The sequence below is a fragment of the Nocardia sp. NBC_00508 genome, from assembly GCF_036346875.1.
Taxonomy (GTDB): Bacteria; Actinomycetota; Actinomycetes; order Mycobacteriales; family Mycobacteriaceae; genus Nocardia.
This window is the reverse complement of record NZ_CP107852.1, coordinates 3020301-3033032: the sequence shown is the minus strand read 5'-3', so window position 1 is coordinate 3033032 and position 12732 is coordinate 3020301. Positions and strand designations below refer to the sequence as shown.

Annotated in this window: 12 protein-coding genes; 1 reads left to right on the top strand and 11 read right to left on the bottom strand. The window is 69.4% G+C overall.

Going from position 1 to position 12732, the window contains the following annotated elements; all coding sequences use genetic code 11:
* From mnhG to OHA40_RS13465, 8 genes are all read right to left on the bottom strand, one after another.
* Positions 1-336: a monovalent cation/H(+) antiporter subunit G gene (mnhG, locus tag OHA40_RS13500; RefSeq protein WP_330233387.1), complete on the bottom strand. Its 336-nt coding sequence runs from the start codon at positions 334-336 to the stop codon at positions 1-3.
* Positions 333-593 (bottom strand): monovalent cation/H+ antiporter complex subunit F, encoded by a 261-nt coding sequence (locus OHA40_RS13495; RefSeq protein WP_330233386.1) that lies wholly within the window; start codon positions 591-593, stop codon positions 333-335. The genes mnhG and OHA40_RS13495 overlap by 4 nt, the downstream gene beginning before the upstream one ends.
* Complete coding sequence (locus tag OHA40_RS13490; protein ID WP_330233385.1) at positions 590-1165, bottom strand: Na+/H+ antiporter subunit E; 576 nt, start codon at positions 1163-1165, stop codon at positions 590-592. The genes OHA40_RS13495 and OHA40_RS13490 overlap by 4 nt, the downstream gene beginning before the upstream one ends.
* Positions 1162-2775, bottom strand: coding sequence for a Na+/H+ antiporter subunit D (locus OHA40_RS13485; protein WP_330233384.1), 1614 nt, complete (start codon positions 2773-2775; stop codon positions 1162-1164). The genes OHA40_RS13490 and OHA40_RS13485 overlap by 4 nt, the downstream gene beginning before the upstream one ends.
* Positions 2772-3155 (bottom strand): Na(+)/H(+) antiporter subunit C, encoded by a 384-nt coding sequence (locus OHA40_RS13480; RefSeq protein ID WP_330233383.1) that lies wholly within the window; start codon positions 3153-3155, stop codon positions 2772-2774. The genes OHA40_RS13485 and OHA40_RS13480 overlap by 4 nt, the downstream gene beginning before the upstream one ends.
* Complete coding sequence (locus tag OHA40_RS13475; RefSeq protein ID WP_330233382.1) at positions 3152-6061, bottom strand: Na+/H+ antiporter subunit A; 2910 nt, start codon at positions 6059-6061, stop codon at positions 3152-3154. Before OHA40_RS13475 ends, OHA40_RS13480 begins: the two co-directional genes overlap by 4 nt.
* A 110-nt stretch (positions 6062-6171) precedes the next feature.
* The gene (locus OHA40_RS13470) at positions 6172-7461 is read right to left on the bottom strand and encodes a hypothetical protein (RefSeq protein ID WP_330233381.1); all 1290 of its coding nucleotides are present in this window, start codon (positions 7459-7461) and stop codon (positions 6172-6174) included.
* 127 nt (positions 7462-7588) lie between these two features.
* Positions 7589-9940 carry an AAA family ATPase gene (locus OHA40_RS13465; protein WP_330233380.1) on the bottom strand — a complete coding sequence of 784 codons (2352 nt, stop codon included), beginning with the start codon at positions 9938-9940 and terminating at the stop codon, positions 7589-7591.
* A 15-nt stretch (positions 9941-9955) separates the two neighbouring features.
* Here OHA40_RS13465 and OHA40_RS13460 point away from each other — a divergent pair, with 15 nt between their 5' ends.
* Positions 9956-10150: a hypothetical protein gene (locus OHA40_RS13460; RefSeq protein WP_330233379.1), complete on the top strand. Its 195-nt coding sequence runs from the start codon at positions 9956-9958 to the stop codon at positions 10148-10150.
* Between the two features lie 136 nt (positions 10151-10286).
* Here OHA40_RS13460 and OHA40_RS13455 read toward each other — a convergent pair whose 3' ends face one another.
* The 3 genes from OHA40_RS13455 to OHA40_RS13445 all read right to left on the bottom strand — a co-directional run bounded on the left by OHA40_RS13455 (position 10287) and on the right by OHA40_RS13445 (position 12723).
* Positions 10287-10724: a hypothetical protein gene (locus OHA40_RS13455; RefSeq protein WP_330233378.1), complete on the bottom strand. Its 438-nt coding sequence runs from the start codon at positions 10722-10724 to the stop codon at positions 10287-10289.
* Between the two features lie 72 nt (positions 10725-10796).
* Entirely contained in the window at positions 10797-11150 is a 354-nt protein-coding gene (locus tag OHA40_RS13450) for a UBP-type zinc finger domain-containing protein (RefSeq protein WP_330233377.1), read from the bottom strand.
* 76 nt (positions 11151-11226) lie between these two features.
* Positions 11227-12723, bottom strand: coding sequence for an ATP-binding protein (locus OHA40_RS13445; protein ID WP_330233376.1), 1497 nt, complete (start codon positions 12721-12723; stop codon positions 11227-11229).
* Positions 12724-12732: the final 9 nt, after the last annotated feature.

Genomic DNA, 12732 nt, shown 5'->3' with positions numbered 1-12732 from the left:
CTACTCGATGTCGTCGTCGCGCATCTCGTTGACGCGCAGCAGCCCGTCGCGGTGGCGCTGCTCGCGGTAGGCGGTGCGGCCGATGAGGTGGGCGATCACCGGTGCGGTGAGCAGGGTGAACAGCCCGACCAGGGCCAGCGTCCAGACGTTGCCCTGCCCGCCCAGCTGGATCGCGGCGCCCGCGAGCACCAGGATCAGTCCGATCACCTGCGGTTTGGTGGCGGCATGCATCCGGGTCAGGGTGTCGGGGAAGCGTACGAGTCCGACTGCGGCGGTCAGTGCGAGCGTCGACCCGAACAGGATCAGGAAGCCCGCGAGCAGGTGCCAGAGGTTCATGTGTCGTCCCGCACCCGGAATCGGGACACCGCCGCCGAGCCGAGGAACCCCACCAGCGCCAGTGCGACGATCGCCGGGACCATCGTGGTGTCGGCGCTGTAGGCCGCCCACACGGCCAGGCCGGAGGCGGCGATGGCCATCAGCGAGTCGACGCCGACGACCCGGTCCAGCGTGCTCGGGCCCACCACGACGCGGTAGGTGGTGAGCACGGCGGCGGCCGTCAGCACGACGGCGGCGAGAATGGCGACAACGGTCACTGGGGCACCTCCGGTGGCGAGGTCGGTCGGGCGAACGGCCATCCGGTCGAGCGCTCCAATCCTTCGATCAGCAGGCGCTCCAACCGCCGGGTGGTCCGATAGAACTTGTCCACGGCGCCGGCGCTGCCGACGTCGAGGACGTGGACATAGACGACACAGCGCCTGCGGTCGATCTCCAGCACCATGGTGCCGGGAATCAGGTTGAGCAGGTCGGCCCACAACACGAGCACCAGATCCGATCGCGTGCCCGAGTACACCCGCAGCACTCCGGACACCGGCATCGGGGCCGGGCGGATCGCGAGCCAGGCGACCTGGAGACTCGACTCCAGTGCGTAATACGCACTGGCCATGAGCAATTCGATCAGCGGAAGTAAGCTCAGCCGTCCGGCCACCGGCACGCGCGGCAGTGGCAGCGCCACCATGATCAGTGCGGCGACCATCAGCCCGCCCAGCAGGTTCGCCACGCTGAGATCGCCCCACAGCGCGATCCAGACGAGGGCGAGCCAGACCAGAATGCCGACCCGTACCACCGTGTTGCGTCGCGTGCCGCGTCGAGTCGGTTCGTTGCTCATCGCCACGCTCCCGGCTCGTCGGGTGAATCACCCAGCACCGCACCGATGTACACGTCCGGATCGCGGAGGTCGACCGCGGCCCGGTCGGCGATGGCGAGGATCGGACCGGCCAGTACCGTCAGACACAGGCCGACCGTGACCAGTGCCGCGGTGGACAGCACCATCAGCGGCGGCATCCGGCCGGGATCGGTGCGTTCGTCGTAGTGCACGACGGTCGATTCCTCGATCAGCGTGGGCGGTCGCGCCGCGGTGAGATGCCCCTCCGGCGCGTCTTCGCGCGGACGCCAGAACGCCTTGCTCCATACCCGCGCGACGGTGTAGAGGGTGAGCAGGCTGGTGAGCACGGCTCCACCGACCAGCACCCAGGCCAGCACGCTGCCCCGCTCGGCACCCGCCTGCAACAGCGCGACCTTGCCGACGAATCCCGAGAACGGCGGAATACCACCGAGATTCAGGGCGGGAATGAGGAACAGCACCGCGAGCAGCGGACTGGCGGCGGCGAGCCCGCCCAGCCTGCGCAGCGAGGTCGATCCGGCTTGCCGTTCGATCAGTCCGGCCACCAGGAACAGCGAGGTCTGCACCAGAATGTGGTGCGCCACATAGAACACCGCGCCCGACAGCCCGGCCGTATTGGCCAGCCCGACCCCGAACACCATGTACCCGATGTGGCTGACCAGCGTGAACGACAGCAACCGGCGGATGTCACTCTGCGCGATGGCGCCGAGGATGCCGACGAGCATGGTGAGCAGGCCGCACACCAGCAGTACGGAGTCGAATCCGCCGTCGGGGAACAGCAGCGAGTGCGTCCGGATGATCGCGTACACACCGACTTTGGTGAGCAGCCCGGCGAACACGGCGGTCACCGGAGCCGGGGCGGTCGGATAGGAGTCGGGCAGCCAGTTCGACAGGGGAAAGACCGCCGCCTTGATGCCGAACGCCACCAGCAGCACCGCGTAGATCGCGGTGCGGGTGCCCTCCGGCACCGCGCCGATCCGTACGGCGAGCTGGGCGAGGTTCAGCGTTCCGGTGGCCGCGTAGGTCAGCCCGATGCCGGTCAGGAAGATCAGCGACGAGACCATCGAGACCATCACATAGGCCACGCCTGCCCGGACGCGCTCGGTGGTCGCGCCGACGGTGAGCAGCACGAACGAGGCGGCGAGCAGGATCTCGAAGCCGACGAACAGGTTGAACAGGTCACCGGCCAGGAACGCGGTCGAAACGCCCGCCGTCAGAACGAGATACGTGGGCCGGTAGATGGAGGTCGGTTGCCGTTCGTCGCCGTCGCGGATGTTCTGGCCCGCGCCGTACAGCCAGACCGACAGCAAGACGATCGACGAGACGAGCAGCATCGCGGCCGACAGCCGGTCCACCACCAGCGTGATGCCGATCGGCGCCGGCCAGTTGCCGACCTGCAGCGCGGTGGTGCCGTCCCGGTCGACCAGGAACAGCAGCAGCCCGCAGATCAGCACGACACCGGCGAGCGCGGCGAAGCTGACCGCGCTCTGGATGCGCGGCCTGCGGCCGAAGACGAGCGTGGCCGCGGCGCCGAGCAGCGGGACGAGCACCGGCAGCGGAGCCAGGACGGGCAGCAGCGCTGGGGAGAGGTTCACGTTTCCGGGTCCTCTCCCACGCGCCGCCGGGCGACATCCACGTCTTCCTGGTCGTTGGCGACATCATCGGTGGTGGTGAGCATGTAGGCGCGGTAGGCAAGGGCGAGCACGAATGCCGCGAGCCCCATGGTGATCACGATCGCGGTGAGCACCATGGCTTGGGCGAGGGGATCGGCCATGTCCTCGGTCGCGGCCTCGGTCTCGCCGCGGATGGGCGGCTTGCCGTCGCCGCCGCCTGCGGTGAGGATCAGCAAGTTCACCGCATTGCCGAACAGGATCAACCCGAGCAGCATTTTCGACACGGCGCGTTCCAGGATGAGGTACACACCGCAGGCGACCAGGATGCCGATCAGGAGCAGTAGCGTCAGATTCGCCGTCATCTGCCCGGATCCCCGTTCGCCGAAGGGGTGTCGGCGTCGGCCAGCTCACTGTCGAGCCGAGCGCCGAGGCTGCGCAGCACGTCGAGGACCAGGCCGACCACGATGAGATACACGCCGAGATCGAACAGCAGCGCGGTGACCACCTTGACGTGACCGAACACCGGCAGCGTCACCTCGATGATCGCCGAGGACAGCGGCGGCGCGCCGAGCAGCAGCGACGAGACCGCGGTGCCCGCCGCCAAAGTAAGCCCGGCGCCCAGGATGTGACCTGCGTCGACCGGCAGCGCCTCGCCCAGTTCGTAGCGGCCGCCGGCGAGATACCGCAGCGTCAGCGCGAGCCCTGCGGTGAGCCCGCCCGCGAATCCGCCGCCGGGTGCGTTGTGCCCGGAGAAGAAGAAGTAGACCGACAGCACCATGATCGTCGGGAACACCAGACGGGTGGTGATCTGCAAGACCATCGACCGCTCGGCTCGGGCGACCAGTCGGCCCGCGGGCAGCCAGCTCACCAGATCGGGGTCGTAGTCGGGGGAGTCCGCCGCGCGGGGCGCGCTGCCGAAACGCCTGCTGCGGAACACCAGCGAGGCGACACCGGTCGCGGCGACCACCAGCACGGAGATCTCGCCGAGGGTGTCCCAGGCGCGCAGGTCGACGAGCAACACGTTGACCGCGTTCTTGCCGCCGCCGAATTCATATGCGGCATCAGGAATCCGCTGCCAGATCGGTTCGGCGGTGCGTGCCGCGACGGCGAAACCGGCGAGTACCGCGACCACCGCGCCGACCACCGCGGACAGGATCGCCCTGCGCGCCTTGAAGGCGGTCGTCCTGCTCGCCTCGATCGTCGCGGGGAAGGCGCGCAGCACCAGCACGAAGATCACCAGGGTCAATGTCTCCACGAGGAATTGGGTCAGCGCCAGGTCGGGCGCGCCGTGCAGGGCGAAGATCACGCCGCAGCCGTAGCCGGTGACACTGACGAGCAGCACGCTCGCCAAACGGTTGCGCGACACGGTCGCGGCCAGCGCGGTCACCGCCATGATCACGCCGATGGCCAGTTGCAGCGGCGAATCCCACGGCCGCAGCGTGACTCCGGTACGCGTGCCGAGAGCCAGCAGCACGCTCGGCAGTACGGCCAGCGTGACTAGGATCGTCGCCTGGCTCAGCGGCAGGGAACCGCGCTGCACGGCGCCGGTCATCCGCAGCGACAGCGTGTCCATCGCGCGCAGCGTCGCGTCGTAGGCCCGGTCGGCGTTGCCGAGCCGCGGGTGCGCCGATTCGGAAAAACGGTCGCGCAGCCCGTACAGCAGGATGCCCGCGGCGAGGATCAGGACAGTCAACATCAGCGCGGCGTTGACGCCGTGCCACAGCGCCAGATGTGAAAGCGTCGGTCCGGTAAGCGTTTCGGCGTACGGCCGCACCCGCGCGTCCAGCCAGGACGGTGCGAGACCGGCTGCCAGGCCTGCGACGGCGAGCAGCGCGGGCGGAGCCTGGAAGAGGACTCCTGGCGGATGCCAGCGAACGCGGTGATCCGCGGCCCCCGGCTCGTTCTGTTCGACCGGCACTTCGCTGGGATGGTGGGTGACCGGTGTGGCGCCTGGGGCAGGCTGTAGCGCGATGTGCTTGTCCGCGAAGCTGCCCCAGACGAACCGGACGCTGTAGGCGACCGTCAGTATCGAGCCGAGCACCACGCCCACCGCCACGACGGTGCGCGCGGGTGTGGTCAGCACATCGGCGTCCAGGACGGCGCTCAGTGCGCTCTCCTTGCCGACGAAGCCGAGCAGCGGTGGGATTCCCGCCATGCTGAGCGCGGCGAGCACCGCGATGCCGCACAGCGCCGGAGCCCGGCGGCCCAGTCCGGACAGGCTGCGCAGATCTCGCGTACCCGCGCCATGATCGATGATCCCGACCACCAGGAACAGACACGCCTTGAACAGCGCGTGCGCGATGAGCATGGTCACCCCGGCCAGCGCGGCATCCGGCGTGCCGATGCCGGCCAGCACGATCAGAAACCCCAACTGGCTCACCGTGCCGAAGGCCAGCACCAGCTTCAGATCCACCACCTGCAGCGACCGCAGGCCCGCCAGCAGCATCGACGCCAGACCGAGAGTGAGCACCAGCGGATGCCACACCGGGTTCTGCGCGAACACCGGCGCCAGCCGGGCGACCAGGTACACGCCGGCCTTCACCATCGCCGCGGCGTGCAGGTACGCGCTTACGGGCGTCGGCGCAGCCATCGCGCCGGGCAACCAGAAATGCAGTGGCACCACCGCGGATTTGGTGAGCGCGCCGACCAGTAGCAGCGCCACCGCCACCTGCACGGCGGCACCGCTCGGTGGACTCCCTGCGGCGAGCAGATCCGACAGCAGGTAGCTGTAGTTCACCTCGGCGAGCACAACGATGCCGACCAGCATCGCCAGCCCACCCGCGCCGGTCACCAGCAGCGCCTGGATCGCGGACCTGCGGCTGGCCGCCTGCTCGGCGTTGTGACCGATCAGCAGGAACGACAGTACTGTCGTCGCTTCCCAGAACACGTAGAGCAACAGCATGTTGTCGCTGGTGACCAGCCCGAACATCGCGCCGGCGAAGCCGACCAGTTGCGCGGCGAAGACGCCGAGCCGCGGTTCGTCGTCCTCGAAGTACCTGGCGCAGTAGGCCAGGATCAGTGCCCCGACGCCCAGCACGAGCGCGGACAGCACGGCCGCGAGGGTATCGAAACGCAGATCGATGTTCATCGCGATGCTCGGCGCCCAAGTCAGCCGAACTTGCTGGGGATCAGCCCAATTCGCGATCACCCAGGTCAGAGAGGCGAGCGGGACCAATGCCAGCAGGTAGAAAGCGTTGCGTCCCAGTGCCCGCACCGCCAGCGGCGCTACCAAGGCGGCGGCAGCATGCGCGAGCAGGATTGCGAGCAAACTTCACTCCGTCGAGTAGGGGCGGCGGGGTGTCCGAGACAATCCTACGTAAAGCCTGGGTTTTTCGTGGAGCCGGCGGATATGGCGTCGGCTATACATTCGAGCCGAGGCTATATGTCCGCTAACGATTCGCTCTCGGGTTGCCCTTTCGGGCGTGGCTTGCTGCGCGGCCGGAATTTCCGCAGCACGACGAGCCCGATCGCGCTGCCGATGACGATGGCGAGGGCGGTGCGGCCCGGTGTGGCGTCGTGCACGGTCACGTCGTCGAGCCTGTCCGGCATCACCGAGACGGCCGAAGGGAGATAGAGCGCGGAGATCGCGAGGACGCCGCTGGGCGGGTAGCGCGGCCGTGCCGTGCCGCAGCAATAGCCCGCGGTGAGCGCGATGACGGCGCTGATCGCGGCGAAGCCAACCCGGTTCGCCGTCGTCGAGGTGACCATGGCGAAGATCGCGATCCCCGCGACAAGCAGCACTGCGATGGCGGCCGAGGACAGCCGGGCCCCCAGCGTGATGCCGGCCGCCGCAAGGGGGATCAGCAGCACCGCGCTCCAGCCGGGCCGGACGGCGTATCCCACCGCATCGACCGCCGCGGTGAGGCTCACAGCCAGGTACACGCCGGTGCCGTCCCGGCCGGGCAGCAGCATGGCCGCGGCCGTCGCGCTGACGATCGTCGCGGCCACCACGATCCCGATCTCGACGGCGTGACTCTCGCCGGGCAGTTTGCTGTATTGGCGGCCCAGCCATTCGGTGCCGGCCAGGACCACCAGCGCCAGCACCATGGCGGCGAGGATCGGGGTCACCGGCAGCGCGATCGCCATGCGCGGCGTCTTCGGCTCCTCGGTGTGTGACCAGTTGCGCAGGGTGCTGACCACCAGCAAGGCCAGCGCCAGGCCGATCATCCAGCGCGGCGGAGTCTCCAGCACCGCATATGGATCCGTTTCGATGTCCAGCAGTTCCGCGAGATCGCCGAAGGCGAAGAACCCGATGCCACCCAGCGCGAACCCGCCGGCGGGTAGCGACCGGCGCAGCACCACGGCGCCCAGCCCGCCGAGCAGTACCGCGCCGCACACCGAGTCGATGTAGTTCTGTGTAGTCAGCATCTCGGCCGTCGAAACCTGGCGTCCGGCGAAATGGTTGATCAGTTGCCCGAGCGCGCCTGCTGTCGCTGTCGCCCACCCGGTCAGCGGCCGGGCGGTCGTGCTGACCAACACGGCCACCGTGACCGCGACGATGACTGCCAGCGCTGCGCTGCGCGGCACGCTGTTGAGCAGACCGGCGATCCGATACGGCGCCGTCCGACTCTGCGTGGTGACGCTGACCGGCAGGAACAGCGTGACGCCCGCGACCACGGCTCCCATGAACGCCGTCGTCGCGTCGACCACCTCGCCGATCCTGCGCACGGTTGTCGAACTTACCCGCGGTCCTCCCGCGATCTTGTGATTGCTGACTATTCGCTCATGAGTGTCTCGAGTAGTAAAGATGCTCGAAAATATGGTTTACCGGACGTTGTCCAGTAGACCGGCTCGGTCAGAGGTACCGGCCCTCGCTGCCCGCGGTGTGCCCGCGATCGTGCGCGTACCGGCGCAGCGCATCGATCTGCAGCGGGTCGAGCGAGGGGCGCACCACCGCGGCGGCGGCCTCGACGTCGGCCGCGGTGACGTCGGCGGCGTCCAGATCTCGGCGCATCGCCGCCAGCGCGGCCTCGCGCAGCAGCGCGGCGCAGTCGGCGGCGGAGTATCCGTCCAATTCGCCCGCGAGCGCGTCGAGGTTTACGTCCTCGGCCAAGGGCACCGCTCGGCTCGCGGTGCGCAGGATCTCCCGCCGGGCCGCGGCGTCCGGCGGCGGTACGAAGACCAGCCGTTCCAGTCTGCCCGGCCGCAGCAGCGCCGAGTCGATCAGCTCCGGCCGGTTGGTCGCGGCGAGCACCACCACGTCACGCAACGGTTCCACGCCGTCCAGCTCGGTGAGCAGCGCCGCGACCACCCGGTCGCCGACACCCGCGTCGGCGCTGCGCCCGCGGCGGGCGGCGAGCGCGTCGACCTCGTCCAGGAAGATCAGCGACGGCGCGGAATCGCGTGCGCGCTGGAACAATTCGCGCACCGCGCGCTCGGACGAGCCGACCCACCGGTCCAGCAGTTCGGCGCCCTTGACCGCGTGCACACTGAGTTGCCCGCTGCTGGCCAGCGCACGTACCAAAAAGGTCTTGCCGCAGCCGGGCGGGCCGTAGAGCAGCACGCCGCGTGGCGGGTCGATACCGAGACGGGCGAACGAGTCCGGATGCCGCAGGGGCCACAGAACGGCCTCGGTCAGCGCCTGCTTGGTCTCCGCCATGTCGCCGACATCGTCGAGACTCAGGCTGCCGATCGCGAGCTCGTCCATCCCCGACCGGGACAGCGGCCGGATCACCTCGAGTGCGCCGATCAGGTCCGACTGGGTGAGTTGCGGCTCGCCCTGCTCCCTGGCGCGCGACGCCGCACGCAGCGCCGCCTCACGGCACAGCGCGGCGAGATCGGACACCACGAACCCCGGTGTGCGCGCGGCGATCTCGTCGAGTTTCAGGTCCTCGGTCGGGACTCGGCGCAGCAGCTGCTCCAGCAGCGCTTTGCGCACGGCGGCGGTGGGCAGGGGCAGTGCGAGTTCGCGGTCGCACAGGTCGGGGGACCGCAGCCGCTGGTCGATCCCGGCCGGATGCGCCGTGGTCGCCAGGAGCGCGACGCCCGGTTCGGCGATGGCAGCCCGCAGCTGGTCGAGGATGAGCGTGGCGACCGGTTCGGCATCCGCGGGCAGCAAAGCGTCGATATCGGAGACGAGCAGGATGCCGCCTTGGCCGGAGCCGATGTCGGCCACCGCCTGGGCGACCTCGCGCAGCCGCGCACCGCTCTCGGCCGCGCCGATGGTGGGACCGTCCAGTTCCACGACGCGCCGCCGCGCCGTGACCGCGCGAGCCAGCGTCGCTTTGCCCACGCCGGCGGGACCGGTGATCAGCACGCCGAGATGCGGTTTCGCGCCGAGTGTGCGCAGCAGCTCGGGCTCGTCCAGCGCCAGGCTGAGCCATTCGCCCAGTTTCGCGGCTTGGCCGCGCATGCCGGGCAGATCCTCGATCGAGATGCGCGGTGTGCGATCCCTGGTCGCCGCGGTCCGTCCCGCCGCCGCACCATCCGTGCCCGCCGCCGTGCAGAACGCGGCGGCCTCGGTGGCGCCGCGCGAGGCCTCACCGACCGGGATGGGTGTTCCGGCCGAGGCCAGATCGGCGGCGGCGCGCGCGGCGACGGCTCCCGCACCCCAGACCACCGCGGTATTCGGCTGCACGCTCACCGGGCCGCGCGGATCGGTGGCGGTCACGGTGAGCAACTCGGTGGTCCACGCGATGCCGAAAGTGCGCGAGAGCGCCTGGGTGGCCGCGGCCGAGCTGATGTCGGGGCCGAGGTCGCGCGGCAGCAGCGAGACCGCGTCGCCCACCGTCACCACTTTGCCGAGCAGTGCCTGCCGCAGGGTCGCGGCCGGAATCGTGCGGGTGGCGTGGACCGAGCCGCTCACCGAGATCTGCCTCGCGCCGTACACCGTCGCGGGAGAGACCACCACCGTCGCGTTCTCGCGCAGCCCGGCGTTGGAGAGCGTGACGTCGTCGAGCAAGGCGACACCGGCGGGCGTGCCCAGGCGTGCGACACCGACCACTGCTGCCGTACGCCGCGACCCCACCAGCATGATCCCGTCCCATTCCCGCAGTCCGAGCGCGGTGAGCGCCTCGGGATGCAAACGGACCACCCCGCGCCGGGCGTCGGCGGCGGAGGGATTCAGCCGGGCGGTGAGTGCCAGTTCTGCCACTGTGCCATTCTGCCGCGCATCCCCGCCGTAGGTCACTATGTCGTGTTTCGGCATGAAGCAGGCCTGGGCATGGATGCGAAATTCGCCGCGGCGGGTGCGGGGGTCGGGGCGTTGATGGGCGTCGTGAGCGGCGCCATCGCGGGTCTGCCGCTGTTCGTCTTCGGCGCGGTTCCGTTCGCCGCCATCGGTGCCGTCGGGGGCGCGATCAGCGGGGCCATCGTCGGCGCGGTCGCGCCCGAGGTGGTGCCGCATTTGCTGCCCTGATCGCGAGCTGGAATCGCGGGCGATGACCGGAAGGCGGGCAGCAGCGGCGCTGCTCGCCGAGGTCGCACCGGCCGCACACCGACGGGCGAAGGCGCCACGTCCCGCCGGTGTGCGGCCGACCGCGTACTCGATCTGGCTACTCCTTCACGATCCCGGCGGCGACCGCGACCGAACTGTCGGCCACGCTCGGCGACAGGCAGACCAGCTTGGCGGTGCCGAGCGCGACGTTCGGGCTGCCCTCGAACGGGCCGCCCGGGTTCTCCGCGAGGATCTGCTCGATCAGCGCTTTCTCGCCGTCGGTGTCGAGCTTCTTGAACTCACCACACGTAGTGCTGGACGCGGGACCGAGCGAGGAGGTGCCCTCCTTCATCGTGGTGACCGGTGCGTCTGTGTCCGCGTCGGCGTTCGGGGGCGCGATGGGCGCGGTCGAGGTGCGCGCGGGCGTGGTGGTGCTGATGTTCGACGCGCCGGTGCGCAGTCCGTTCGCGTCGGTGGACTCGTCCGTTCCGCCGCAGCCTGCCAGCAAGAAACCCACCGTCCCGACGGCTAGGACGATGGCGGAAGTTCGCTTCATACCGTGCTTTCCCGGGTAGATCTTGTGCCGGGGCCTCCGGCACGTTCGGTGCAGCGTACCGGTTCGGGCGGGTCAGTGGATGTGTGCCCGCCAGTCCGCCGGCACCCGCTCGCGCGGGCCTGGCACGCCTTGATCCGCCGGATGGCTACGCGGCAGGGCCAATTCCGGCCCACCGCCATACATTTCCCGGGTCTCGAAGTTGTAGTACCAATCCTCGCCCGGCTCGAAGCTCTGGATGAACGGGTGTCCGGTGTTCTTCGCGTGCTCGGTGGCGTGCTGCGCGGGTGAGGTGTCGCAGCAGCCGACGTGCCCGCACTGGGCGCAGCGGCGCAGGTGGACCCACCAACCCGAGTTCTGCTCGCATTCCGCGCAACCGGCACCGCTGGGCGGTACCGCGGGATCTATGCCCTCGACCTGCTCGCTCATGCCTCCACCTCGCTAGCGCTCGGCTCCGGCACGAGCGAGCACTCGGCTGTGTCCATTGTTCGCTCGCTGCGCTCGCTCATGACTGCCCCTCCGCGTTCGATTCGGTGTCGATCTGATTCTGCTCGGGACGGTGCAGCGGCAGCCAGACGGTGAACCTGGTGTCGCCCGGCTCGGAGTCGACCCGGATGTCGCCGCCGTGCTTGTTCACCACGATCCGGAACGAGATGTCCAGCCCGAGTCCGGTGCCCTCGCCCATCGGCTTGGTGGTGAAGAACGGTTCGAAGATCCGGTTGCGGGCCTCCGGCGGGATACCAGGGCCCGTGTCGCCGATCTCCACGACCGCGCATTCGTTTTCGCGCCTGGTACGGATGGTCAACGTGCCGTTGCCGTCCATCGCGTACACCGCGTTGTCGATCAGGTTGGTCCACACCTGGTTCAGTTCGGCGGCGTAGCAGGGCACGGGCGGGAGGGCCCGGTCGTACTCCTTCACTACGCGCACCCCGTCACCGATCTTGCGGCTGAGCATCACCAGCGTGCTGTCCAGCAATTCGTGGATGTCGACCACCTGGAACGGCGCCCGGTCCATCTGCGAGTACTGCTTGGCGGCGTCGACCAGCGAGGAGATGCGCGTCGTCGAGTCGGCGATCTCGCTCATCATCAGCTCGGTCTCGATGGTGTAGTTCAGCCACCGGATGGCGCCTTGGAACACCTTCTCCGGCGCGCCATCCAAGGTGGCCGCGACCCGCTCCAGCCAGTCCGCGTCGAAACCGGCCTGGACGAAATTCGGCGCCAGGTTCCAGCCGTCGCTGATCCCGTGGTCTTCCAGCCATTCGCCGAGCGCGTCCTCGCGGTCGGCGGCCTCCATCGGCGTGAGTTCGGGCGCCTTGGCGACGTGCGCGGCCGCCTCCTCCTGCAGCCGCACCAGAGCGCCGAGGGACTCCGGATCGAACTTGCCGTCCGCCATCATCGCGAGTTTGTGCCGCATGCCCGCGACCCGCTCGCGCAGGCCGGCGGTGGCGCGCACCGCGGCGGCGGCCGGATTGTTCAGCTCGTGGGTGAGACCCGCCGACAACGAGCCCAGCGCGAGCAGGCGTTCGCGCTCACTGATGCGCGCGTTGGTGTTGCGGCTGCCGAAGAACACGCCCTCCAGCAGGTGCACCGCCATCGGGAACCACTCGTGCATCATCCGGGCGAAGACGTCCGCGTCGAGCACGTAGAACCGGGACGGCCTGGTGACGGACATCGAGCTGTTGTACGTCTGCTCGACCTTGTCGCCGATATAGGACATCCAGGCGCCCGCGTAGGCGCCGTGATGGTCGGTGCGAACCAGCTCGATCTCCGCGCCGCCGGACTGCTTGGTGAGCACCACCTCGCCGTCCATCAACACGTAGAAGCAGGTGGCCGGTGCGCCTTCGCGAAAGACCAGCCCGGGTTCGATTGTCTCGATCCGGCCGTCGGCGCACAGCCAATCCAGCTGCTCGTCGGTCAGCTTCTCGAACAGGAACAGGGTGCGCAGCTCGGCGGGATCGCACACCAGCCTGCTGCGACGTTCCGCGGTCTGTTCCGAAGTCATTGCCAGCCT